Here is a 23,623-nt window from a genome sequence, read left to right as displayed (position 1 = left end):
ACGAGGAACTATGGCGCTGGTTTTCAGTGATGACATCTGGGACCGCTGGCGGTTGCCGGCCCTGGCGCTGGCCGCTGCCGCGATCATCGTGGTGCCGTGGTTGACCCTGCGCAAACTGCAGCAGGACAGCGAAGATGCGATGGCCTGGGTCAACCATACCCAGGCCGTCGGTGTGGCCCTGCAACAGCTGCAGGCCGATGTACGCGATGTCGAATCGGCCGCGCTGACCCTGTCCAAGGGCGTGGACGCACCTGGCCTGCGCGAGCGCATGGCCAAAGCCAATGACCTTCCTGGGCGCCTGGCTGAACTGGGGCGGATGACCCGCGACAATCCTGATCAGCTGATCCGCATCGGCCGCATCGAGTCGATGCTGGAAGGGCGCATGGCGCTTGCCCGCGAACTGGCAAAGTCCGAGCCCAACAGTGATCAGCGCGAGCTGGTGCAGGATCTGAGCACGCGTTATCCAATCCGGGGCCTGGTGGAGGAACTGCAGGCCAGCGAGCAGAAACTGCTGACACAGCGAGCCGAGCAGGCTGCCCGCCAGCGCAAGCAGACCGAGCTGGTGTCGTGGAGTTCGCTGGTGATCCAGCTGGCGCTGCTCGGCCTGGTGCTGTGGCTGCTGCAGCGGCAGATCGGTCGCCGCCTGCATGCCGAACGGCAGTCGCTGCGTTCGGCCGCACGTGCAGCCTCGGTGCTGCAGACCGTGCGTGAGCCGATCGTGCTGCTCGACCGCGACCTGCGCGTGCAGCTGCACAATCCTGCCTTCGCCGAGCTGTACGGGCTGCAGGATGAACGCGCCGATGGCCTGTTGCTGGACACTGTCGGCGATGGCGCGTGGAAAGACCCCGTGATGCGCCAGCGACTGTCCGATGTGCTGTTGCGCGGCCGCGAACTGTGGGACTTCGAGCACGAACAGCGCGCCGCCGATGGCATGGTGCGCTACATGCTGCTCAACGCGCGGCGCATGCCGCTGCCGGACACCGACGACGAAGTGGTGTTGCTCACGGTCAGCGACGTCACCGTGCAGCGTGCCGTGCAGCTGCGGGTGGAGGAACTGAACCGCCAGCTGGAAGGCAAGGTTGCGCAGGTGTCCGAGGTCAACAGGGAACTGGAAGCCTTCAGCTACTCGGTCTCGCACGACCTGCGTGCACCGCTGCGCCACGTCGCCGGATTCTCCGACAAGCTGTCGCGCCACCTCGGCGACGCCGCCGACGACAAGAGCCGCCACTACCTGGAAGTGATCTCCAGTTCGGCGCGGCGCATGGCGGCATTGATCGACGATCTGCTGGTCTACTCGCGGCTGGGCCGTGCGGCGATGCGCCAGCAGGCGGTGGACATGCAGTCGCTGGTGGCCGATACCCGCGCCATGCTCGATTCCAACCTGCAGGCCGAGGCCGAGAACAGCGGCCATGCGCACCAGGTGGAGTGGAGCATCGCGCCGCTGCCGATCGTGGTCGGCGATGAGAACATGATCCGCCAGGTCTGGCTGAACCTGCTCGGCAACGCGGTGAAGTATTCGGGCAACCGCGAACCGGCGAAGATCCGCGTGGACTACCAGCCGCAGCCTGACGGCGGTCATCAGTTCACGGTCAGCGACAATGGTGCAGGCTTTGACATGGCCTACGCCGGCAAGCTGTTTGGTGTCTTCCAGCGCCTGCACAAGGCCAGCGACTACCCGGGTACCGGCATCGGCCTGGCCAGCGTGCGCCGCGTGCTCACCCGTCATGGCGGCCGTATCTGGGCTGAGGCCGAACCGGACGTCGGCGCCACCTTCCACTTCTACCTGCCTCCCGCGATCGATGCGGACAAACAAGGGCCTTCTGCATGACCACTCTGCGCACCATTCTTCTCGCCGAAGACAGCCCGGCGGATGCCGAAATGGCGATCGACGCCCTGGAGGAGGCGCGTCTGGCCAATCCCATCGTGCACGTCGAAGACGGCGTGGAAGTGATGGACTACCTGCTGCGCCGCGGCGCCTTCGCCAACCGCGAGGAAGGCCTGCCGGCGGTGCTGCTGCTGGACATCAAGATGCCGCGCATGGATGGCCTGGAAGTGTTGCGGCAGATCCGTGAACACGAAGAGCTCAAGCGCCTGCCGGTGGTGATCCTGTCGTCCTCGCGCGAGGAAAGCGATCTGGCCCGCAGCTGGGACATGGGCGTGAACGCCTACGTGGTCAAGCCGGTGGACGTGGACCAGTTCTTCGGCGCGGTGCAGACCCTGGGCAAGTTCTGGGCGTTGATCAACCAGGCACCGGAACTCGAGTGAGCCCATGCCCCTGACCGGTCCCGCCCTGGGGGCGCTGCGCATCCTGCTGGTGGAAGACTCACCGGAAGATGCCGAGCTGATGTCCGAACAGATGCTCGACGCGGGCCTGGAGGCCCGCTTCGAGCGTGTCGAGAGCGAGGCTGAACTACGCCAGGCGCTGGTCGCGTTCCAGCCGGACATCGTGCTGTCCGACCTGAGCATGCCGGGGTTCTCCGGTGACGACGCGCTGCGCATCGTGCGCGAGACCTCACCGGAAGTGCCCTTCATCTTCGTCTCCGGCACCATGGGTGAGGAGAACGCGGTGGCGGCGCTGCAGAAGGGCGCCAACGATTACATCATCAAGCACCTGCCGGCGCGCCTGCCGTCGGCGGTGGCGCGTGCGATCCGCGATGCCCGCAGCGCCATAGAGCGCGCACGGGTGGAAACCGAACTGATGCGCGCGCAGCGCCTGGAAAGCCTGTCGCTGCTCGCCGCCGGCCTCAGCCACGACCTGCGCAACATCCTGCAGCCGCTGCTGATCATGCCGGACCTGCTGAAGGCACGTACCGAAGATCCGCAGCTGCACCATCTGGCCGATGTCATCGCCGAGTGCGGCCGCCGTGGCCACGAGATGGCCGAATCGATGCTGTCGTTCGTGCGCGGCTCGCGCAAGCCGAGCGAGCGCATCGAGATCAATGGCCTGTTCGATGCGGTGGCGCTGCTGTTGCGCAGCAACGTGCCCGATGCGGTGCGCCTGGAATTGCAGGTGCAGGACGAAGGCCTGGTGGTCGACGCCAATTACACCGAACTGCAGCAGGTGATGCTGAACCTGGCGCTCAACGCAATCCAGGCGATGCCCAATGGCGGCCGCCTGAGCCTGACTGCCAGCCATGCCGGCCAGCGCGATGGCGTGGACTGGATGCATATCCGGGTCGCCGACGAAGGCATCGGCATGGATGCGGATACGTTGTCGCACCTGTTCAATCCGTTCTTCACCACCAAGGCCGATGGTACCGGCCTGGGGCTGATTTCCTGCAAGCGCATCGTTGAAGGCGCCGGCGGCAGCATCCACGTCAGCAGCCAGCCGGGGCAGGGCACCTGCTTCGAACTGCGCCTGCCGATGCACGACGCCATCGACGGCAGCGAGCCGATCGAACAGCTGGTGGCGCTGGGCAGCGGCCAGTCGATCCTGGTGGTCGATGGCGAAGCCACGCGCCTTTCGCTGCTCGGCAACGCGTTGTCCAGCCAGGGTTACCAGCTGCAGCTGGCCTCCGATGGCCCGGCGGCGTTGCGCTGGATGCAGCAGGAGGCGATGCCGGCACTGGTGATTGCCGATGCCGGCTCCAAGCTGCTGCCGGCCAGCCAGCTGCTGGGCGAGATGGCTACGCTTGGCTACCGCGGTCCGGCGCTGGTGCTGGAGGACCCTGCGGTGCCGGTCGCGGCCGACGCGTTCCCGGCCGGTGTGGAGGTGCATGTGCTGCACAAGCCGCTGCAGATGCAGCAGGTCTTCCGCGCGGTGGCCGAGGCGCTGGGCTGATGCCACGGTAGTGCCGGCCGCTGGCCGGCATCCCTGTGTGGTGGGATCAATGCGGTTGCCGGCCAGCGGCCGGCACTACCGGTCCAGGGTTTCCCAGGGGAACCGCGGCAGGGCGTCCACCGCCTGTTCCAGCCGCCGCGACCAGTTCTGATGGATGTCGGCATACAACGCCGAATCCGCGCCCAGCCGCAGCTGCTGGCCAATGCGCAGCTCGCCGTCGCGCAGCAGCGCCAGGTCGATCGGCAGGCCCACCGACAGGTTGGAACGGATTGTGGAGTCCAGCGAGACGATCGCCGTGCGCGCGGCGTCCTCCAGGTGTGTGGCCGGGCTGAGGATGCGGTCGAGGATCGGCTTGCCGTACTTGGACTCACCGATCTGCAGGTAGGGCGTTTCCGGCGAAGCGGCGATGGCGTTGCCGAGCGGGTAGATCATGTACAGCCCGGGCCGCTCGCCGGCGATCTGGCCGCCGAAGATCAGCGTGGCCTGGGTGTTGACCCCGTCATGGCCGTGTTCGCTGTGGCTGCTGTGCACCTGGCTGTCCACCAGCAGTTGGCCGACGTACTCGGCGGCTTCGAACAGATGGGTCATGTCGCGCAGGTTGGGCGTGCGCCCTTCGCCGGCATCGCGCCCCAGGCGCGACACCAGCAGCTGGGTGGTGGCCAGGTTGCCAGCCGCCATCAGCACGTAGGCTGCCTGGCCGGGGTACTCGAACACGTGCAGCTTGCGGTGCACGCGCACATCGTCCAGCGAGGCATTGGTCCGGGTGTCGGCAGCGAAGACCAGGCCTTCGTCCACCTCGATTCCAACGCAATAGGTCATGTCGGTGCCCTATCATGTGCGTCCCGGATTGTAGGCACGCCGCCGTGACGACGGCATGTCCACGCCCCCCAAGTGCCGTCACCTGAACGCATGACCACCGTGCTCCTGAGCCTGGGCAGCAACGTCCAGCCCCGCCGCTACCTCCACGCCGCGGTGACGGCCCTGCGCGAGCGCTTCGGCGCGCTGCAGGTGTCACCGGCCTACCGTACTGCCGCGGTCGGCTTCGAGGGTCCGGCCTTCCTCAACAATGCGGTGGCGATCGAGACCGATCTTCCGCTGCAGGAACTGGACGACTGGCTGCATGCGCTGGAAGACGCGCACGGCCGCGACCGCAGCGGGCCGCGCTTCTCCGACCGGACCCTGGACATCGACGTGGTGTTCTATGGCGACCTGGTGGTGGAAGGCCCCGGCCATCTGCGCATCCCGCGCCCGGAGCTGAAGCATGCCTTCGTGCTGAAGCCGCTGGCCGACATCGCGCCGGACTTCATCGACCCGATCAGCGGGTTGGACCTGGCGACGCTGTGGCGCGCGCACACGCAGTTTGGCGAGGCGTTCGAGGTGGTGGACCTGGAATGAAGGGTTGCCGGCCAGCGGCTGGCACTACCGCTCGCGCCGGCCGCTGGCCGGCAACATTTCAGCTGACCGTGCGCCCACCATCCACGCGCAGGGTGTGGCCGGTGACGAAGCTGGCCTCGGCCACCAGCCAGTAGACCGCTTCGGCGATCTCCTCGACTGTGCCGATCCGCGCCAGCGGCGTGCGTGCCAGCAGCGCCTCGCGGGCGAAATCGTCCTTGCCCTGTTCCGGCCACAGGATCGCACCCGGTGCTACTGCATTAACCCGCACCTTCGGCGCCAGCTCCAGCGCCAGTGAGCGGGTGGCCATCTCCAGCGCGGCCTTGGCCATGGTGTAGGCGATATGGTCGCGCATCGGGTCGGTGCCGTGCAGGTCGGTCAGGTTGACGATGCAGCCCTGCTGGCGGCGCAGGTAGGGCGCCGCCGCCTGTGACAGCAGCAGTGGCGCGCGCGCGTTGACCGCATACAGCTCGTCCATTGCTTCGGCGGTGACCTGGCCGAGCGGGGTGGGGAAGAAGTTGGAGGCGTTGTTGACCAGCGCGTCCAGTCGCCCGAAGTGGGTGACGGCCTGTTCCACCAGGTCGGCCAGGGCGTCGGCGTCACGCAGGTCGGCCTGCAGGGCCAGCACGCTGCCGGGGCGCACGTTGTCGAAATCGAACGCGGCCTGCTGCAGCTCGGCGCTGGAGGTATTGGCGTGCAGCACCACCGACCAGCCACAGGCGTGGAACTGGCGGGCGATGGCCGCACCGATCCGGCGCGCGCTGCCGGTGATCAGGACCACGGGGTGGGTGTCGCTCATCGAGGGTCCTCCAAGGCTCGGCTATCCTGTGCACCATTGTCACCGCATTCGAAGACGCCATGCAGCCCACCTTCCCCCTGCCCGAAGCCGATGCCCTGGCCCACAGCGACCAGCTGGCCGCCGCCCTGCGCGCCGAAATCCTTGCGCAGGGCGGGGCGATGCCGTTCTCGCGCTTCATGGAACTGTGCCTGTATACCCCCGGCTGGGGCTATTACAGCGCCGGCGCCAGCAAATTCGGTGGCAGCGGCGACTTCACCACTGCGCCCGAGCTCGGCAGCCTGTTCGCCGGCAGCGTAGCCAATGCGCTGGCGCCGGTGTTCGCCCAGCTGGGTGCGCAGGCGCGGATGCTGGAGCTGGGCGGTGGCACCGGCGCCTTCGCCGAGGCGGTGCTGCTGCGCCTGGCCGAGCTCGACGCACTGCCGTCGCACTACGCGATCCTTGAGCCCAGCGCCGACCTGCGCGAGCGCCAGCAGCAGCGCCTGCAGCAGAACCTGCCGGCCGAGCTGGCCGCGCGCGTGGACTGGGTCGACCGCCCGTTCGACGAGGAGTGGGAAGGCGTGGTGTTCGCCAACGAGGTGATCGATGCGCTGCCGACCCCACGCTTCCTGATCCGGGACGGCGAGGTCTACGAGGAAACCGTCGAGCTAGATGCCGAAGGCAACTTCATCCGTGGTGCGCAGCCGGCCGACATCCTGCTCAACGGTGCGGTGCGCCACATCGAACGCTACCTGGAAAAGCCCTTCGCCGAGGGCTACCGCTCCGAGGTGCTGCCGCAACTGCCGTACTGGCTGCAGGCGGTGGCCGGTGGGCTGCAGCGCGGTGCGCTGCTGTTCGTCGATTACGGTTACAACCGCGGCGAGTTCTACCAGCACGACCGCGACGATGGCACCGTGCGTGCGTTCTACCGCCACCATGTGCACAACGACGTGCACCGCTGGCCGGGCCTGCAGGACATCACCGCGTCGGTGGATTTCACCGCGATGGCCGAGGCCGGCATGCACGGCGGTTTCGAGCTGGCTGGCTACTGCAGCCAGGCCAGCTTCCTGCTCGGTAATGGCCTGGACCAGGTGCTGCTGCTGGCCGAGGAACGTACCGACGAGGTCGGCCGCATCCAGCTGCGCGACCAGGTGAAGAAGCTGACCCTGCCGACCGAGATGGGCGAGCGCTTCCAGGCCATCGGTCTGCAGCGTGGCGTCGACTTCGAACCGGCCTTCGAGCTGGGTGACCTGAGCTGGCGCCTGTGAGCCACGCGTTGCCGGTGATCAAGCCGCTGCGGCGGCCCCGGTTGTGGGCTGCGCTGTGGGCGACGGCAGTACTGCTGGTGATCGTGGTCTGCCTGATCCCACCGCCGCCGATTCCGTTGCCGGAAAACAGCGACAAGGGCGAACACTTCCTCGCCTATTTCATCCTGGCCGGCAGCGCGGTGCAGCTGTTCCGTCGGGGCCGCCCGCTGCTGTGGGTGGGCGTGGGCCTGGTGCTGATGGGCATCGGCATCGAGTTCGCGCAGGGCGCGCTGACCAGCAACCGCATGGCCGACCCGATGGATGCCATCGCCAACACGATCGGCGTGCTGGCCGGCATGGCCACCGCACTGACCCCGCTGCGCGACCTGCTGCTGCGCTGGCGCGGGTAAAGGCGTGCCAACCAAGGTTGGCACCCACCCTGGATGGAATTAGTAGATCCACGCCATGCGTGGATGAACTGCCCGAGTTGCCGACCAAGGTCGGCACCCACCAGGACAAACCTGCCGTCATTTCCCCAGCGTGACCTCATCCAGCACCCACATCGCCGGGCGCGTGTCGCCGGTGAAGTTGATGCACAGGTCACCGGTGCCCTGGGTACCCTTCGGCAGCGCTGCACGCAGTGTCACGAAGCCATCGGCACCGGGCTTGGCCGGCAGCGGTACCTCAGCCACCACTTTGCCGCTGCAGTCGCCGCGGCGCACCTGCATCTCGCCGTGCGCGCGCTTGGCCTTCCCGAAGCGACGCTTGGGCTCGTCGTGGGCCAGCTGGAAGTAGTACGGAATACGCCCCGCACGCACTTCCACGCTGCCGATACCGTCCAGCTGCGCCTGCGGCCAGCGCCAGCACGGCTGGAAGATGTCCACGTTGAACACCGCACGCGTTCCCTCGCGCGGGCCATCGTCTTCCAGGCGCAGCACCAGACCCTTCTTGCCCACGCAGCTGAGCAGCTCATCGCTACGGCGGCTGAGCAGCGACTGTGCGGTGAAGGTGGCGATGGTCGGTTGCGCCGCCAGCATCTGGCCCTGATAGAACGCGGCAGCCTGCACGGTGGTTGGCAGCTTTCCGGTCAGCGGCTGCTGGTACAGCGGCGACTGCGCGGTCACCGGCTGGCCATCGGTGCTGTAGCGCACTTCATAGCCCAGAGGATTGGCCAGCGACACGGTCACCGTGTCGGTCGCGCGGCTGTCGGTGTAGTCCACGCCCACTTCGAACGGGGTCTGCGCGTAGGCCAGGCCCCAGGCACGGTAACGCTGCAGCTGTGCCGGCAGGCGCGCGAGGAAGTCGCGGAAGTCGCGATGTTCCGGCGTGCTCCAGCCGGTCTCGGCCACCGCAGCCAGGCGCGGGAACAGGTTGTGCTGCAGGCGTGCGTAGCTGCGCGTGTGCTCGGTGAACATGTTGGCCTGCAGGCCGAGGATGTGCCCGCGCTTGTCGGCGGCCAGCTCGGCCGGCACCGGCTCGAAGTTGTAGAGCTTGCCGAGGTTGACCTGGGTCGGGCGGCCGGGCGGCTCGTTCGGCGAGGCCGTCTGCAGGTAGTCCAGGTACAGGTAACCCACCGGCGACATGATCACGTCATGCCCGGCACTGGCGGCGGCCAGGCCGCCTTCGGTGCCCTGCCAGGACATCACCGTGGCCTGCGGCGGCAGGCCGCCTTCGAGGATTTCGTCCCAGCCGATCAGGCGCCGGTCGTGCTCCTCAAGGAAGGTCTCCAGGCGCTTGATGATGTGGCTCTGCATGGCCATTTCATCCTTGATGCCCAGCGCACGCATGCGCTGCTGCACCTGCTTCGAGGCTTCCCACTGGTCCTTGACCGCCTCGTCGCCGCCCACGTGCACGTACTTGGCCGGGAACAGTTCGATCACTTCCTCCAGCACGTTCTCGAGGAAGGTGACGGTGCTGTCTTCCACGTTGAACAGGTTCGGGAACACGCCCCATTCGCTGATCGGCTTCAGCGGGGTGTTGATCGAACCCAGTTCCGGGTACGCGGCAATCGCAGCGGTGGCATGGCCGGGCACGTCGATTTCAGGAATCACCTGGATATGCAGCGCGGCGGCATAGGCGATCACCTCGCGGATCTGCTCCTGCGTGTAGAAGCCGCAGTACGGGTGCTCCTGGCCGCTGACAGGATCGATGCCACCGTCGCCGGCCGGCAGGCGGCAGCTGCCCACCTCGGTCAGCTTCGGATAGCGCTTGATCTCCATGCGCCAGCCCTGGTCATCGGTCAGGTGCCAATGGAAGGTGTTGAGCTTGTGCGCGGCCATTGCGTCGAGCACACGCTTGATCTCGTCCAGGCTCTGGAAATGCCGCGCCGAATCGAGCATGAAGCCACGCCAGCTGAAGCGTGGCGCGTCCTGGATCTGCACCGCCGGCAGTACGCCGTTGCTGCCACCCGTGGCCAGCTGGGCAAGCGTGGTGGCGCCGTAGAACAGGCCGGTTTCGTTGCCAGCCTGCACCAGCACGCCTTGTGCGGTGCTTTCCAGCGTGTAGCCCTCACCGCTGTCGCGGAAGGTCGGCACGATCTGGAAACGGATGCCGCCACTGCGGGAGGGCACCTTGCCCTTGGCCAGTGCAAGGCGCGGTCCGCCGCTGCGGGCCAGCAGATCGGCGAACTGGGTGGCGACCCGTTGCGCAGCCTCACCTTCGGCCTGCAGCACGGTATCGGCACGTACGGTGATGCCGCTGCCCTGGCCGGCCTGCACATGGGTGGGGGCGGGAATCAGCATCAGGCTGCCGGCGCGCAGCTGCGGACCGGGTGCTTCAGCGGCCGGCGTGGGATCGGCGGCAAGTGCCGGCATCGCCGGCAGCATGGCGAGCAGGCTGCCCAGCAGCACTGCGCTGCGCATCCGGGCGCGGAAAGGCTTGACCATCGGAACGACTCCTTGGAACGGTGCGATGAACGCTATACATGAAAAACGCCGGGCCCGGAATGACCCAGGCCCGGCGTGCGTGCACGACTCGGCGATGTTGCCGCCGCTGGATCAGTACTTGAAGCGGAAGTTGAGGTAGTACTGGCGACCGTTGCTGTAGAACGAGGTCGGGATGGCCGCGGTCTGGTAGTACTTGTAGGTCGGGTTGTTGAGGTTCAGCGCATCGAAGCTGATGCTCAGCCAGTCGGTGGCCTTGTAGCTCAGCGATGCCGACAGGGTGCCGAAGTCATCCTGGTAGTACGGGTTGGCACCGGACAGGCCGATCAGGAACGACGACCGGCGCGTGTAGCTGACGCGTGCACCGAAGGTGTCGTTCTCGAAGTAGGCACCCACGTTGTAGGTGTTCTTCGAAGTGCCCAGCAGGTTGTCGCTGCCGTCGGCCCAGGTGTGTTCGGTGCTGCCATCGGCGTAGGTGTAGTTGGCGTTGACGCCGAAGTACTCGCCGATCGGCTGCTCATAGGCCACTTCGATGCCGCGTACCTTGCCGTCGGCGTTCCTCGGCCGGGAAATGTTGTACTCCTCGAGCCGGTTGGTCAGCTCGCTGAACAGCATTTCCTTCTCGGTGCTGAAGGCCACGTAGTCCTTCAGGCGCATCGAGTAGGCACCGATCGACAGCATGCCGCGCGGCATGAAGTACCACTCCAGGTTGGCGTCGAAGTTGGTCGACACCACCGGCTTCAGCTTCGGATTGCCGCCGCCGCCGGTACGGTTCAGGTCCGAACCGTAGGATGAAGCGCCCAGGGCCGAGAAGTCCGGCAGAGTCTGCGTCTGCGACGCGGCCACGCGCAGCACCAGATCGTCACGCAGGTCGTACTTGAAGTTGGCGCTCGGCAGCACACGGTTGTGCTTGTTCTCGAAGGCCTGGCGGGTCCAGGCACCGAACAGGCTGCTCACGTCCGGCACGGTCGAACCGGTGGCGGCCGCGTAGGTATCGATGTCCTGCTTGATGTTGACGTAGCGCAGGCCGACGTTGCCGCTCCAGCGGTCGCCGCTGAAATTGCCCTGCACGTAGGCAGCGAAGTTCTTCTCCGACACCTTCCATTCGGCGCCGTAGTTGTGGCGGCCGGTCGGGCCGTCATTGCCGGACAGCCAGGTGGAGTTGTTGGTCACCGCATCCTTCAGTGCACCCGGGGTGAAGTACCACAGGTCGCGCGGGAAGCTGCCACCGATGCCGTTGGCGAAGCCACCGGGGAAGTTGGCGGTCGCGCCGTTCTTCAGCGCATTCCAGATCGCGCCCGGGGTTGCGCCTTCCGGCGACTTGGCCTCGCGCTTGTGGTCGCCGAAGCGGGCGCCGAAATCGATCGAGTTCAGTACGCCGGCATCGGCGAAGTACTGGTTGAAATCGAGCGTGGCCCACTTTTCCTTGTCGATCGCGGTGACCTGCTGGTTGCCCCAGGTGCCGAAGTCGGTCACGCCGCCCGGACCGATGTTGCCACCGACGTTCCAGTCGATCGGCGAGCCGTTGCCATGGGTCGACCAGTTGGCGCCGCCACCGCGGGCCAGATTGACCTCGGCAATGTACTGGCGCGGCGTATCGCCGGTGCCCTTGGTATTGCCGGCCTGGAACTTCATGCCCAGGTTGTCGCTGATCTGCCAATCGGCGTCGAAGGTGATGTAGTTGGTCTTGGCCTTCGATTCGCGGTAGATCATGTCGTAGACCGCGTAATCGCGATCTGCCTGGCCGGAGAACGTGGCGTTGGTCAACACGCCATCCTTGACCACGTAGCCAGGGTTCGGTGCCTGGCCGGGGATCAGGATCTTGTTGCCATTGGCATCTTCAACGGTGCGGTCGTTGAGGATGCGGCCGCCCCACAGCATGAAGTTGCGGTTGTAGTTGTTCGCCTTCAGTTCCGAGCTGAAGCCTTCCAGGCCCAGGGTCAGATTGTCCAACGGCTTGAACTGCAGCGAGATCAGGCCGCCCTTGCGCTCGCGGGTCTGTTCAAACAAGGTCGAACCGAGCAGGCCGGGGGCGTACACGCCCGCCAGGTCCGGGTTGGACTTGGCAACGGTGCCGTTGGGATCGATCTGGAAGAAGCCGCCGGGTACTTCCTGCGCCTCGCGGCGCAGCTCGCGCTTCTGGCTGAAGGCCTGCACCATCACGCCGAAGTTGCCTTCATCGTTCTTGTAGTTGAACAGCGCCGACAGCTGCGGGTCGTTCGACTTGGCCTGGTCCGAACGCACCATGCCGACCGAGCCTTCCGCGGTGAACTGCTTGGAGAATTCCAGCGGCTTGCGGGTAAGAATGTTGACGGTACCGGTGGTCCCACCGTCCTGCAGCTTGGCCTGCGAGGACTTGTTCACTTCCACCGAGCGCACCAGTTCCGACGGCAGCAGCGAGTAGCTGACGCTGCGGCCGACGTTGTTGCCCTGGCTGAGCACGAACCAGTCGGCCGAACCGACGGTGTGGCCGTTGATCAGGGTCTGGGTCAGGCTCGGGCTGGTGCCGCGCAGGCTGACACGGTCGGCTTCGTCGAAGCCGCCTTCGTCGGCGCTGGACGAGCTGATGTTCACGCCCGGCAGGCGCTGCAGGGTATCGGCGACGTTGTGCGCGGGCAGCTTGCCCACGTCTTCAGCGGTGACCACTTCCACGCGCGCATTGGCTTCGCGCTTGGTATCCAGCGACTTTTCCATCGAACCACGGATGCCGGTGACCTGCACGGTATCCAGGTCGGTGGCGGTCTGGGTGGCCTGCTGCGCGTGCGCGCTGAAGGCGAGGCAGCTGACGATGGCGGCCGAAAGCAGGGTCTTGCGGGTGTTCATGATGTCTCTCCTCATCACTCGATTGGATGCCGGCGGCGGTGTTCGATTACGGTTGCGATGACATGCGCGGGGCGGCGGCGAAGTCCCGTGCGTTGGCGTGCCACGTACTGCGTGCTGCGATTGCGTTGAAGCCTGTTGCGGTGTCAGGCGGCCGACTGCTGCTGCAGGTACCAGCTGGCAGCGCCGACCACGCCCAGCTGGCCGTGCTCGACGACCTTCACCGGGATGCGTGCCAGCGCTTCGCCCATCGGCCCCTTCTGCAGGTAGCGTTCGACGAACGTGCTGGCGTGCAGGTATTCACGGATCTGCGGCAGGATGCCGCCGGCCAGGTAGACGCCACCGTGGGCGCCGTAGAACAGCGCCATGTCGCCGATGGTGCTGCCGAGCAGGCCGCAGAACACATCCAGCGCTTGGCGCGCATGTGCATCGCTATCGGCCATGGCCGCGGCGGTCACCGCATCCGGGCTGGCCAGCGTCGGCGCCTGACCCTGCAGTGCGCACACCGCGCGATACAGGTTCATCAGCCCCGGGCCGGAGATCGCGTGTTCGATCGACACGTGCGCGCGGTCGCGCTGCATGTGGCGGACGATGGCCATTTCCAGTTCGGTGCTGGCCGCCAGGGTCGGTTGGCCGGCTTCGGTCGGGAGCACCACCGGGCCGTGCGCGGAGGGGATCCACAGCGCGGCGCCGAGGCCGGTACCGGGGCCGACCACCAGGGTCGGGCCGCGGGCGGCGGTTTCCGGTCCGCACAGGTGCAGCACGCCACTCGCGTCAACCTGCGCGGCGGCATAGGCCACGGCTTCAAAGTCGTTGACGATGTAGACCCGCTGCAGGCCGACGTCGGCTTCCACCTGGCGCGCCGACAGCGGCCACGGCAGGTTGGCGGTGATCACCGTGCCGTCCTCGCGGGCGTAGCCGGCACTGGCGACCACGCAATGCGTGGGCCGCGGGCCTTCGCCGAGGAAGTCGGACAGGATCGCGCTGAGGCCGGCATGGTCGGCGTTGCGGTATTTGCGGTACTCCAGCACCTGCACCGGATGGGCGGCATCACCGCTGGCCTGGACCCGGGCCACGCGCACATGGGTGCCACCGACGTCGGCGGCCAGGAACGTCGGCGCGACTCGGGACAGGACATGGGCCGGGGCGGGGTGGCTGGCGGTCACGCGGGCTCCTGCTGCAGGTGGGGCCGGCCCCGGGATCGGGGGCGGCGATTGGGGCGGAGTCTGTAACCCCGCTGACAACGATGTCAACGAGTTCGTGACACTTTCGTTGCTGCATCGCAACGAATGCGACATGCAGTAAACGTTTACATGGCGTGAGCGTGGGTTTCACGTGGGAACCGTTGCCGCACATGGGCCAAGGCCTCCGGCGCATTCAGCACGATGCGTTGCGATCGGGTTGCGCAGTGCAGCACGAGGTTCACAGGGCTGCGCGTGGAAGTTGACAAACCGCGGCTGTCCATCGAAAGAATGTGACAACGTTGTTCCCAGCCACTCTCCGACGCCGCGTTCTGCGGCCGTCGCCGCAGGAGCCCTCCTGATGTCCGCCGTCCCCGCTGCAAGCGCGCGCCCGAACGTGGCCACCTCGATCGCCATCGTTGGCGTGTTGTTCTTCCTGATCGGCTTCTTCACCTGGCTCAACGGCCCGCTGATCACCTTCGTCAAGCTCGCCTTCGAACTCAGCGAGGTCGGCGCCTTCCTGGTGCTGATGGTGTTCTACCTGTCCTACTTCTTCCTGGCCTTGCCGGCATCGTGGATCCTGCGCCGCACCGGCATGAAGAAGGGTCTGAGCCTGAGCCTGCTGGTGATGGCCGGTGGTGCCGCGTTGTTCGGTGAATTTGCCACCCAGCGCTGGTATCCGGGCGCGCTTGGCGGCCTGTTCGTGATCGGCAGCGGCCTGGCCCTGCTGCAGACCGCGATCAACCCCTACATCTCCATCCTCGGCCCGATCGAGACGGCGGCACGCCGCATCGCGCTGATGGGCATCTGCAACAAGATCGCCGGCATGCTGGCGCCGGTGCTGATCGGCACGCTGGTGCTGCATGGCATCGGTGACCTCGATGCGCAGGTGCAGGCGGCAGATGCGGTCACAAAGGCCGCGCTGCTGAACGAGTTTGCCGCCAAGATCCACACCCCGTACCTGGCGATGGCTGCGCTGCTGGTGGTGCTGGCGGTGGCGGTGCTGTTCTCGCCACTACCGGAAATCAAGTCGTCCGAAGCCAATGCCACGCCGGTTGCGGCCGGTGCCGCCGAACGTCGCAGCATCTTCCAGTTCCCGCATCTGTGGCTGGGCGTGCTGTGCCTGTTCGTCTACGTGGGCGTGGAGGTGATGGCCGGTGATGCGATCGGTACCTACGGCCATGGTTTCGACCTGCCGCTGGACCAGACCAAGATGTTCACCTCGCTCACGCTGGGCGCGATGCTGGTCGGCTATGTGGTCGGCCTGTTGCTGATTCCCAAGGTGGTCTCGCAGTCGCGCTACCTGACCATTTCGGCGGTGCTGGGCGTGGTGTTCTGCCTCGGCGCCTGGGCCACCCACGGCTACGTATCGGTGGCCTTCGTGGCCCTGCTGGGCTTCGCCAACGCCATGATGTGGCCGGCGATCTTCCCGCTGGCGATCCGCGGCCTGGGCCGCTTCACCGAGACCGGCTCGGCGCTGCTGGTGATGGGCATTGCCGGTGGCGCGATCATTCCGCAGCTGTTCGCCGTGCTCAAGCAGCACATCGACTTCCAGCTGGTGTTCGTGCTGCTGATGGTGCCCTGCTACCTGTACATCCTGTTCTATTCGGTGGTCGGCCACCGCGCCGGCCTGCCGCAGGAGCGCTGATCGGCGATGATGGACGGCAGCCAACCCCAGGGAAAACCCATGCGCAGAGCGACCATCAAGGACGTTGCGGAGAAGGCCAAGGTCTCGCTGAAGACAGTCTCGCGGGTGATCAACAACGAGCCCTCGGTGATGCAGGCCACCCGTGCGCGGGTGCTGCGTGCCATCGCCGAACTCGATTACGAGCCCGATCCGTCCGCGCGCAACCTGCGCAGCGGCACCACCTTCGTGATCGGGCTGGTCTACGACAACCCGAACCCGTACCACATCATCGGTGTGCAGAACGGCGTGCTGGCCGCATGCCGCGAGACCGGTTTCGGCCTGCAGATCCATCCCTGCGACTCCAGCTCGCCGCTGTTGGCCGATGAGCTGGCCGACTGGGTGCAGCGTTCGCGGCTGGCCGGGCTGGTGCTGACCGCACCGATGTCCGAGCGCCGCGACCTGATCCAGGCGTTGACCGCGCGCGGCATCAAGCTGGTGCGCATCATCGCCGCCACCGAAGACCCGGCCGATGGCGCCTGCGTATTCGTCGACGATCGCGAAGCGGCCTATGAGATCACCGAGCACCTGATCCAGCTGGGTCACCAGCGCATCGGCTTCCTCTGGGGCGGCATCTCGCACCGTTCCTCGGGCGAGCGCTATGCCGGTTACGAAGCCGCGCTGAAGGACTACGGCATGACCGTGGACAAGCACCTGGTGGTGCAGGGTGACTACACCTTCGACGATGGTTTCCGTGGTGCGCGCCGCCTGCTGGCGCTGCGCGAGCCGCCCACTGCCATCTTCGGTTCCAACGACGAAATCGCCGCCGGTGTGCTGGCCGCTGCCAAGTCGGCCGGCATGAACGTGCCGTACGACCTGTCCATCGCCGGTTTCGAGGACAGCCCGTTCTCGCGCCAGTCGTGGCCGCCGCTGACCACCGCCAAGCAGGCCACCGAGGACATCGCCCGCCACGCCGCGCGCCTGCTGATCGCGCAGCTGCGCAGCGACGCCTACGACGATGCGCCGGCACCGCTGCACAACCAGGGCTTCGTGCCGCAGCTGGTGGTGCGCGGCTCGACCGCGCCGATGCGCCCGGCCGGCGCACGCCCCCTTCCTTCCGATCCTGCCTGAGCCTGCCATGTCGCTGTCAGACCCCACTTCCACCCTGATGTTCGCCGAGGCCGCTGAAGCGGCTGACGTGGTTGCCCGCCAGTTCTCGCGCAACCACGCCACCATGGAATCCCTGGCCGCCAGCCTGCGCGCGGCGCCGCCCCCGTTCGTGGTCACCTGCGCACGCGGCAGCTCCGACCATGCCGCCACCTATGGCAAGTACCTGCTGGAAACCCAGCTGGGCCTGGTGGTCGCATCGGCCTCGCCGTCGGTGGGTTCGGTCTATGCCGCACCGCTGCAGCTGCGCGGTGCGCTGTTCATCGTCATTTCGCAGTCGGGCAAGAGCCCGGACCTGCTGCGCAACGCGGAAGCTGCCAAGGCAGCCGGTGCGCGCGTGATCGCGCTGGTCAACGTCGAGGATTCGCCGCTGGCGCAGCTGGCCGACACGGTCATTCCGCTGCATGCCGGCGCCGAAAAGAGCGTGGCGGCTACCAAGAGCTACCTGGCCTCGTTGGCTGCGCTGCTGCAGCTGGCTGCGTACTGGAAGCAGGACAGCAGCCTTCGCGCCGCACTGGACCTGCTGCCGGATGCGATGCGCGAAGCCTGGCAATGCGACTGGACGCCGGTGACCGAGGGCCTGGTCGAGGCGACCAACCTGTTCGTGCTCGGCCGTGGCCTGGGCCTGGGCGCGGCCCAAGAGGCCGCACTGAAGTTCAAGGAAACCTGCAGCCTGCATGCCGAAGCCTACAGCTCGGCTGAAGTGAAGCATGGCCCGATGGCGCTGGTCGACCGCGGTTTCCCGGTGCTGGCCTTTGCCCAACCTGATGAAACCGGCGCCGGCACCCGTGCCGTCGTCGAGGAATTCACCGCGCGCGGTGCACAGGTGTGGATGGCCGGTGCCGGTGGCAACCTGCCGGTAGCGGCCGCGCCGCATCCGCTGTGCGCACCACTGCTGACCGTGCAGAGCTTCTACCGCGCGATCAACGCGCTGGCGCTGCGTCGTGGCTTCAACCCGGATCTGCCGCCGCACCTGAACAAGGTCACGGAGACGGTGTGATGGCCACGGTCCTGCGCAATGCCCGCATCCTGGCAGGCGACGAGTTCCGCGACGATCTGGCGGTGGTGATCGAGCACGGCCGCATCAGCGCGCTGCTGCCCGATGCAGCGCCGCAGCTGGGCCAGGCCGCCGAGCAGGTTGATCTGGGCGGTAGCTGGCTGCTGCCCGGTTTCATCGATGTGCAGGTCAATGGTGGCGGCGGCGCGCTGTTCAACAACACGCCCGATGTCGCCTCGCTGCGCACCATCGCGCAGGCGCACCGCCGCTTCGGCACCACCGCGATGCTGCCAACGCTGATCAGCGACGACATAGGCGTGATGCGCGAAGCAATCGCTGCGATGCGCGAAGCGATCGCGCAGGGCGTGCCCGGCGTGATCGGCATCCACCTGGAAGGCCCGTACATCGCGCCGGCGCGCAAGGGCACCCACGATCCCAGCAAGTTCCGCGTGCCGGACGAAGAAGAAATCGCGCTGGCCGCCTCGCTGGACAACGGCGTGACCCTGCTGACACTGGCACCGGAGCGCGTGCCGCTGGAAACCATCCGCGCGCTGGTCGAACGTGGCGTGATCGTTGCTGCTGGCCACACCGCTGGCACGTACGAAGAGATTCGTGCCGGCCTGGATGCTGGCGTGCGTGGCTTCACCCACCTGTACAACGCGATGTCGCCGTTGCAGGGGCGTGAGCCCGGTGCGGTGGGCGCTGCGCTGGAAGACCGCGACAGCTGGATCGGCATCATTGTCGATGGCGTGCATGTGCACCCGGCCAGCCTGCGCGTGGCGCTGGCAGCCAAGCCGCGCGGTCGCCTGCTGCTGGTGACCGATGCGATGCCGCCGGTTGGCGCCGACGATCCCAGTTACGTGCTGTATGGCGAAACCATCACCGCCATCGACGGCGTGGTGCGCAATGCTGCCGGTTCGCTGGCCGGCTCGGCGCTGGACATGGCCACTGCGGTGCGCAACACCGTGCAGCTGCTCGGCCAGCCGCTGGCCGAAGCCGCACGCATGGCCTCGACTTACCCGGCGCAGTTCCTCAACGTCGACGACCGCCTGGGCCATATCGCCGAGGGTTACCAGGCCGACCTGGTGCTGCTGGATGATGCCCTGCAGGTGCGGGGCACCTGGATTGCCGGGCAGTACGAGGCCGCCTGATGAACAGTTCGCCGCCACGCCGGCTGGGCTCGATCGATGCCCTGCGCGGCATCACCGTGGCGGCGATGCTGCTGGTCAACAACCCGGGTGACTGGAGTGCGGTGTTTGCACCGCTGCGTCATTCGGACTGGCACGGCTGCACGCCGACCGATCTGGTGTTCCCGTTCTTCCTGTTCCTGGTCGGCGTGTCGATGGCCTTCAGCGTGGCGCCGCGCGCGCTGGACGCGGCGGCGCGACCTGCACTGGCGCGTGGCGTGCTGGAGCGCGCGCTGCGCATCCTGCTGGCCGGTGCGCTGCTGCACCTGCTGATCTGGTGGGCGCTGGAGACCCATCACTTCCGCATCTGGGGCGTGCTGCAGCGGATTGCGGTATGCGCGGCGCTGGTGGGTGTGCTGGCGGTGTATGCGCGGCCGCGCGTGCAGGCGGGCGTGCTGGTCACGTTGCTGGTGGGGTACACGGTGCTGCTGCTGGGCATCGGTGAGCTGGCGCCGTGGACCAACCCGGCCAGCCGTTTGGATACCGCACTGTTCGCACCGTGGATCTATCAATGGCACGCCGATACCGGGCTGGGCCATGATCCGGAAGGCTTGTTGAGCACGCTGGGTGCGCTGGCCAGCACGGTGCTTGGCCTGCTGGCCGGTGGCCTGCTGCGCAGCGGACGTGCCGGGGCGCTGGCCGGGCTGGGTGTGGCGACCGCTGTGCTGGGCCTGCTGTTGGCCCTGGTGCTGCCGTTGAACAAGCAGCTGTGGACGCCCAGCTACGTGCTGTGGACCGGCGGCCTTGCGGCGCTGGCGCTGTGGCTGGGCCACGTGCTGATCGACCAGAAGGGTTGGCCGGCACTCGGCCGGCGCTTCGGGGTCAATGCGATCACCGCGTATCTGGGGGCATCGGTGATGTCGGTGGTGCTGATGGCTACCGGTGTTTGGGGGTGGGTCTGGCAGCAGCTGGCCACCGCGATGCCGCAGGCGCCGGAGCTGGCGTCGATGCTGCAGGCGCTGGCGTTCGTCGCGCTGTGGTGGGGCGTGGCGTGGTGGCTGGACCGGCGAAGGATCTATCTGAAGATCTGACCCCATCCGCCAACGGCATCCACGCATGGCGTGGATCTACCAGGTGCCATGAGTGAATCGATTGGCGATGCAGGGTCAGTAGATCCAGGCCATGCGTGGATGCTTTGCGCGTGATTCCCGAATGCCGAAGAAATGAACGATTTCAGCCACATCACATCGGCGTGAGGGCTGGTCGATTTCACATCTGAACTGTGATTTCCCGCACGCAAGTTCACCTATCGAAACGGTTCACCACACGGCAGACTGCAAGCGCAGTGCCGCACATACGCAGTTCCTGATTTCCCGCCCAGGAGTGCTCCATGTACCGTGCCGTTCCGCGTGCGTTCCGCCCGCGCCGCCTTGCTGTTTCCGTGTTGCAGGCTCTCGCCGTTCCCTCCCTGCTTCTGACGACCGCCAGCGTCGCCTGGGCCGGCTGCAACAACCCGGTACCGACCGCCGGCCAGACGGTCACCTGTGATGCCAACGCGCCGAATCCGCAGACCACTCCCGTTACCGCAAATGGTGCGGCCGGCATCACCGTCAACGTCGCCAGCGGTGCACAGTTGCAGCAGAGTGGTGGTGGATCGGCCATTGCGCTGGTCGGCGCCGGTGGTCACCTGTTGTCAAACCAGGGCGCGATCAGTTCGGTGGGCGGTGTGGCCGTGCAGCTTGGGGGTGGCAGCCGCGTCGACAACGCCGGCAGCATCAGCACCGGCAACAACATTGCCCTGCAGTTCGTCGGCGGCGGTAACAGCGTGGTGATCAACCGAGGAACCATCGGTGGCCGTACAGGCGTGCAGTTCGATGCCGGCAACGATCGCCTCGAGATGCAGAGCGGCAGCATCACCGGAGGCGTACTGCAGGGCGATGGAAACGATGTGCTGCTGCTCAGTGACGGCACGATCGACAGCGTCGACCAGGGCAGTGGCGATGACCAGATGACCGTCACCGGCGGCACCGTCACCGGTGTGGTGGTGCAGGGCAGCGGTCGCGATGATTTCGTCATGAGTGGCGGCACGATCGGCGCGCTGCAGCAGGGCGACAACATCGATACCTTCCGCATGAGTGGCGGCCGCATCATCGGCGCGTTCGAGGATGGCGACCAGGCCTGGATGACCGCTGGCCGCATCGGCCGCGTCAACATGAAGCTGGACAAGAACCTGTGGGACCAGTCCGGCGGTACGGTTGACGGCAACGTGGTGACCGGCTTCGACACCGATACCATCATCATTTCGGGCACTGCCTACATCGGCGGCAACATCAGTGTCAGTGGCGGCAACGACAGCGTGACCATCACCGATGGCACCGTGCGCGGGCAGGTGCTGCTCAGTACCGGCAACGACACCTTCAACTGGAGTGGCGGCGGCATCGTCTACGGCGCGATCGACATGGGCCCGGACAACGACGTGGCCAACCTCAGCAGCCTCAACCAGGGCAACCTCGGTGCTGTGCCGCTGTTCGACGGTGGCAGTGGCATCGACCAGCTCAACTTCAGCAACGTCAAGGCTGCGGGCGTGGGGCGTTTCCAGAACTGGGAGGCGGTCAGCCTGGCCAACAGCACCGAGCTGACCTTCGATGGTGATCTGGTGCTGGGTGACAGCGGAACCGGCACCGGTACGCTCACCGTGGATGACACCAGCACCGTCTACGCGGGCAGTGGCGGCCATGCCGTCCGTCCGTTCAATAGTGGCGCACTGGTGGAGATGGTCAATGCCGGGCGCATCGACCTGACCGGTACCGGCGCCGGCGACGTGTTCACCGTGCGTGGCAACTACCGCGGTGACGGTGGTGGCCTGTACCTGCGCACCGTTCTGGGGGCGGATGATTCCACCAGCGACCGCCTGGTGATCGATGGCGGTGCCGCCACCGGCACGACCGGCATCGGCGTGCTCAATGCCGGCGGCAGCGGCGCTGCCACGTTGGCCGATGGCATCCTGGTGGTGCAGGCCTTGAATGGTGGCCGCACCGCGCCGGGCGCGTTTTCGCTGTTCGCACCGGTCGCGGCCGGCGCCTACGAGTACTTCCTGTTCAAGGGTGGTGTCAGTGCCGGTACCAGCGAGAACTGGTACCTGCGCTCGACCCTGGTGGCCGGCCCGGCACCGGCGCCAAACGGAAGCGGTATCAATGGCGTGCCGCCACCGCCACCGCCGACGCCACCCGTCGCACCACCGCCACCGATCACCCCGGCACCGCCGCCGCCGCCCGAAGGCGCCACCGATCCAGACCTGACAGCCGGCGAGACCGCACCACCGCCGCCGCCGCCGGAACCGGCGCCTGTGGCGCCGCCCAGTGATCCAGCGGTGCCGGACGTGCCGGTGGCCGGCGGTGCGCTGCCCGGAACCGGTGCGCCTCCGACGCCGGGCGCACGCCCCGCCGAGGGCGCAGTGGTACCGCTGTACCGCGTGGAGACTGCCACCTATGCCGTGGTGCCGCCGCTGCTGCGCGAGACCTCGCTGGCCAGCCTCGGTACCTTCCACGAGCGGCAGGGCGAGCAGCGCCTGCTGTACAACCAGGGTGCGTTCCGCACCGCCTGGGGCCGCTTGGTGGGGCAGAGCAGCGAGATCCATTGGAAGGGGGATGCGCAGCCCGGCTTCGATGGCGATGTGATGGGCCTGCAGGCCGGCCTCGACGTGTGGGCTGCTGCTTCTGACAACCACCGCAACCAGATCGGCGTGTTCGTCGGCCGCACCCGCGCGCAGGGCAAGACCACCGGCCTGGCACTGGGCTGGGAAAACGTGCAGGTAGGCCAGAACCGCCTGGAGGACAAGCACGTGGGCCTGTACTGGACCTTCACCGACAGCAGCGGTGGCTACATCGACGCCGTGGCGATGCAGAGCCGTTACGACGGCCGCGTGCGTTCCTCGCGCGGGCTCGGCTTCGGGATCAAGGGCGATGGCACCAGCGTGTCGGTGGAGGCGGGCAAGCCGCTGCTGCACTTCGGTCAGTCCGCATGGTGGCTGGAACCGCAGGTGCAGGTGATCTGGCAACGCACCTCGCTGGACGACCGCCGCGATGAGGTGTCGAGCGTACGCTTCGACAACGACAACGCCTGGACCGGCCGCGCCGGCCTGCGCCTTGCCGGCGACTACCAGCTGGCCGACAACGGCTGGCAGCCGTACTTCAAGCTCAACTACTGGCATGGCCGTTCCGGCGAGGACCGCATCGGCTTCGACAACGGCACGATCATCAATTCGCAGCGCTCGCGTGCACTCGAAGCCGGTGTCGGCGTGGTCGGGCGCTTCAACCGCACCATCAGTGCGCATGCCGTGGCCGACTACACCCGTGAACTGGGTGGCGACCGCAACGAGAAGCGCCGCATTATCGAAGGCAACATCGGCCTGCGCGCGGACTGGTAGCGCGTGGTATGGATGTCATGGCTCGCTCTGGTGGGTGCCGACCTTGGTCGGCACGAACCGTGCCGCTGTCATGATCTTGTAGCAACTGTCTTGTCAGGCGGAGGCCATCTGGGCCTCCGCATCCCGTTTGCGGGCGTTGAGGATCACCAGCATCTTGCGCATTACCGCGACTAAAGCCACCTTGCCCGGCTTGCCCTGGTTGAC

Annotated in this window: 17 protein-coding genes and 1 pseudogene; 12 read left to right on the top strand and 6 right to left on the bottom strand. The window is 66.9% G+C overall.

Annotated features, from left to right (window positions below):
- The first annotated feature begins 10 nt into the window (after window positions 1-10).
- The 3 genes from EKL94_RS13430 to EKL94_RS13420 are packed head-to-tail and all read left to right on the top strand — an operon-like array spanning window position 11 to window position 3,781.
- Window positions 11-1,828, top strand: coding sequence for a sensor histidine kinase (locus EKL94_RS13430; protein ID WP_126929459.1), 1,818 nt, complete (start codon window positions 11-13; stop codon window positions 1,826-1,828).
- Window positions 1,825-2,265 (top strand): response regulator, encoded by a 441-nt coding sequence (locus EKL94_RS13425; protein ID WP_005411057.1) that lies wholly within the window; start codon window positions 1,825-1,827, stop codon window positions 2,263-2,265. The genes EKL94_RS13430 and EKL94_RS13425 overlap by 4 nt, the downstream gene beginning before the upstream one ends.
- A 4-nt stretch (window positions 2,266-2,269) precedes the next feature.
- A complete protein-coding gene (locus tag EKL94_RS13420; protein ID WP_126929458.1) occupies window positions 2,270-3,781 on the top strand; it encodes a hybrid sensor histidine kinase/response regulator in 1,512 nt (503 codons plus the stop codon).
- A gap of 75 nt (window positions 3,782-3,856) precedes the next feature.
- Here the strand turns inward: EKL94_RS13420 and EKL94_RS13415 are convergent, their stop codons facing one another.
- The gene (locus tag EKL94_RS13415) at window positions 3,857-4,600 is read right to left on the bottom strand and encodes a proteasome-type protease (protein WP_126929457.1); all 744 of its coding nucleotides are present in this window, start codon (window positions 4,598-4,600) and stop codon (window positions 3,857-3,859) included.
- A gap of 90 nt (window positions 4,601-4,690) precedes the next feature.
- Here EKL94_RS13415 and folK point away from each other — a divergent pair, with 90 nt between their 5' ends.
- Complete coding sequence (gene folK, locus EKL94_RS13410; protein WP_126929456.1) at window positions 4,691-5,176, top strand: 2-amino-4-hydroxy-6-hydroxymethyldihydropteridine diphosphokinase; 486 nt, start codon at window positions 4,691-4,693, stop codon at window positions 5,174-5,176.
- Window positions 5,177-5,234: 58 nt separating this feature from the next.
- On the opposite strand, the gene EKL94_RS13405 is transcribed toward folK, so the two are convergent.
- Entirely contained in the window at window positions 5,235-5,972 is a 738-nt protein-coding gene (locus tag EKL94_RS13405) for a pteridine reductase (protein ID WP_024957037.1), read from the bottom strand.
- 59 nt (window positions 5,973-6,031) lie between these two features.
- Between EKL94_RS13405 and EKL94_RS13400 the strand changes: the two genes are divergently transcribed.
- Complete coding sequence (locus EKL94_RS13400) at window positions 6,032-7,216, top strand: class I SAM-dependent methyltransferase (protein WP_126929455.1); 1,185 nt, start codon at window positions 6,032-6,034, stop codon at window positions 7,214-7,216.
- Window positions 7,213-7,605 carry a VanZ family protein gene (locus EKL94_RS13395; protein WP_126929454.1) on the top strand — a complete coding sequence of 131 codons (393 nt, stop codon included), beginning with the start codon at window positions 7,213-7,215 and terminating at the stop codon, window positions 7,603-7,605. Before EKL94_RS13400 ends, EKL94_RS13395 begins: the two co-directional genes overlap by 4 nt.
- A 117-nt stretch (window positions 7,606-7,722) precedes the next feature.
- On the opposite strand, the gene EKL94_RS13390 is transcribed toward EKL94_RS13395, so the two are convergent.
- The 3 genes from EKL94_RS13390 to EKL94_RS13380 form a co-directional block, all read right to left on the bottom strand.
- Complete coding sequence (locus EKL94_RS13390) at window positions 7,723-10,080, bottom strand: beta-N-acetylhexosaminidase (RefSeq protein WP_126929453.1); 2,358 nt, start codon at window positions 10,078-10,080, stop codon at window positions 7,723-7,725.
- A gap of 111 nt (window positions 10,081-10,191) precedes the next feature.
- On the bottom strand, window positions 10,192-12,900 hold the full coding sequence (locus EKL94_RS13385) for a TonB-dependent receptor (RefSeq protein WP_126929452.1): 2,709 nt from the start codon (window positions 12,898-12,900) through the stop codon (window positions 10,192-10,194).
- A gap of 143 nt (window positions 12,901-13,043) precedes the next feature.
- Window positions 13,044-14,063, bottom strand: a complete 1,020-nt coding sequence (locus EKL94_RS13380) for a glucokinase family protein (RefSeq protein ID WP_126929451.1) — start codon at window positions 14,061-14,063, stop codon at window positions 13,044-13,046.
- A 376-nt stretch (window positions 14,064-14,439) separates the two neighbouring features.
- On the opposite strand from EKL94_RS13380, the gene EKL94_RS13375 reads away from it, so the two are divergent.
- From EKL94_RS13375 to EKL94_RS13350, 6 genes are all read left to right on the top strand, one after another.
- On the top strand, window positions 14,440-15,726 hold the full coding sequence (locus EKL94_RS13375) for a sugar MFS transporter (RefSeq protein WP_126929450.1): 1,287 nt from the start codon (window positions 14,440-14,442) through the stop codon (window positions 15,724-15,726).
- A gap of 39 nt (window positions 15,727-15,765) precedes the next feature.
- Window positions 15,766-16,833 carry a LacI family DNA-binding transcriptional regulator gene (locus EKL94_RS13370; RefSeq protein WP_006391719.1) on the top strand — a complete coding sequence of 356 codons (1,068 nt, stop codon included), beginning with the start codon at window positions 15,766-15,768 and terminating at the stop codon, window positions 16,831-16,833.
- Window positions 16,834-16,840: 7 nt separating this feature from the next.
- On the top strand, window positions 16,841-17,869 hold the full coding sequence (locus EKL94_RS13365) for an SIS domain-containing protein (protein ID WP_126929449.1): 1,029 nt from the start codon (window positions 16,841-16,843) through the stop codon (window positions 17,867-17,869).
- Window positions 17,869-19,017, top strand: a complete 1,149-nt coding sequence (gene nagA, locus EKL94_RS13360; RefSeq protein WP_126929448.1) for an N-acetylglucosamine-6-phosphate deacetylase — start codon at window positions 17,869-17,871, stop codon at window positions 19,015-19,017. Before EKL94_RS13365 ends, nagA begins: the two co-directional genes overlap by 1 nt.
- Complete coding sequence (locus tag EKL94_RS13355) at window positions 19,017-20,084, top strand: acyltransferase family protein (RefSeq protein ID WP_126929447.1); 1,068 nt, start codon at window positions 19,017-19,019, stop codon at window positions 20,082-20,084. The genes nagA and EKL94_RS13355 overlap by 1 nt, the downstream gene beginning before the upstream one ends.
- A gap of 299 nt (window positions 20,085-20,383) precedes the next feature.
- Window positions 20,384-23,419 (top strand): autotransporter family protein, encoded by a 3,036-nt coding sequence (locus EKL94_RS13350; RefSeq protein ID WP_126929446.1) that lies wholly within the window; start codon window positions 20,384-20,386, stop codon window positions 23,417-23,419.
- 93 nt (window positions 23,420-23,512) lie between these two features.
- Here the strand turns inward: EKL94_RS13350 and EKL94_RS13345 are convergent.
- Window positions 23,513-23,623: pseudogene (locus EKL94_RS13345) on the bottom strand (IS110 family transposase); the annotation flags it as partial.

Origin of the sequence: Stenotrophomonas maltophilia (assembly GCF_003970865.1) — a bacterium.
GTDB lineage: Bacteria > Pseudomonadota > Gammaproteobacteria > Xanthomonadales > Xanthomonadaceae > Stenotrophomonas > Stenotrophomonas maltophilia_AR.
Note: the sequence above shows the minus strand (reverse complement) of the source record. Positions and strands in the feature narration are given on the sequence as shown.

Bases quoted from the DNA above. Each gene is read 5' to 3' on its own strand.
- EKL94_RS13420 (WP_126929458.1), top strand. From the start codon at position 2,270: ATGCCCCTGACCGGTCCCGCCCTGGGGGCGCTGCGCATCCTGCTGGTG.
- EKL94_RS13365 (WP_126929449.1), top strand. From the start codon at position 16,841: ATGTCGCTGTCAGACCCCACTTCCACCCTGATGTTCGCCGAGGCCGCT.
- folK (WP_126929456.1), top strand. From the start codon at position 4,691: ATGACCACCGTGCTCCTGAGCCTGGGCAGCAACGTCCAGCCCCGCCGC.
- EKL94_RS13400 (WP_126929455.1), top strand. From the start codon at position 6,032: ATGCAGCCCACCTTCCCCCTGCCCGAAGCCGATGCCCTGGCCCACAGC.
- EKL94_RS13355 (WP_126929447.1), top strand. From the start codon at position 19,017: ATGAACAGTTCGCCGCCACGCCGGCTGGGCTCGATCGATGCCCTGCGC.
- nagA (WP_126929448.1), top strand. From the start codon at position 17,869: ATGGCCACGGTCCTGCGCAATGCCCGCATCCTGGCAGGCGACGAGTTC.
- EKL94_RS13390 (WP_126929453.1), bottom strand. From the start codon at position 10,080: ATGGTCAAGCCTTTCCGCGCCCGGATGCGCAGCGCAGTGCTGCTGGGC.
- EKL94_RS13375 (WP_126929450.1), top strand. From the start codon at position 14,440: ATGTCCGCCGTCCCCGCTGCAAGCGCGCGCCCGAACGTGGCCACCTCG.
- EKL94_RS13425 (WP_005411057.1), top strand. From the start codon at position 1,825: ATGACCACTCTGCGCACCATTCTTCTCGCCGAAGACAGCCCGGCGGAT.
- EKL94_RS13350 (WP_126929446.1), top strand. From the start codon at position 20,384: ATGTACCGTGCCGTTCCGCGTGCGTTCCGCCCGCGCCGCCTTGCTGTT.
- EKL94_RS13405 (WP_024957037.1), bottom strand. From the start codon at position 5,972: ATGAGCGACACCCACCCCGTGGTCCTGATCACCGGCAGCGCGCGCCGG.
- EKL94_RS13385 (WP_126929452.1), bottom strand. From the start codon at position 12,900: ATGAACACCCGCAAGACCCTGCTTTCGGCCGCCATCGTCAGCTGCCTC.
- EKL94_RS13430 (WP_126929459.1), top strand. From the start codon at position 11: ATGGCGCTGGTTTTCAGTGATGACATCTGGGACCGCTGGCGGTTGCCG.
- EKL94_RS13415 (WP_126929457.1), bottom strand. From the start codon at position 4,600: ATGACCTATTGCGTTGGAATCGAGGTGGACGAAGGCCTGGTCTTCGCT.
- EKL94_RS13370 (WP_006391719.1), top strand. From the start codon at position 15,766: ATGCGCAGAGCGACCATCAAGGACGTTGCGGAGAAGGCCAAGGTCTCG.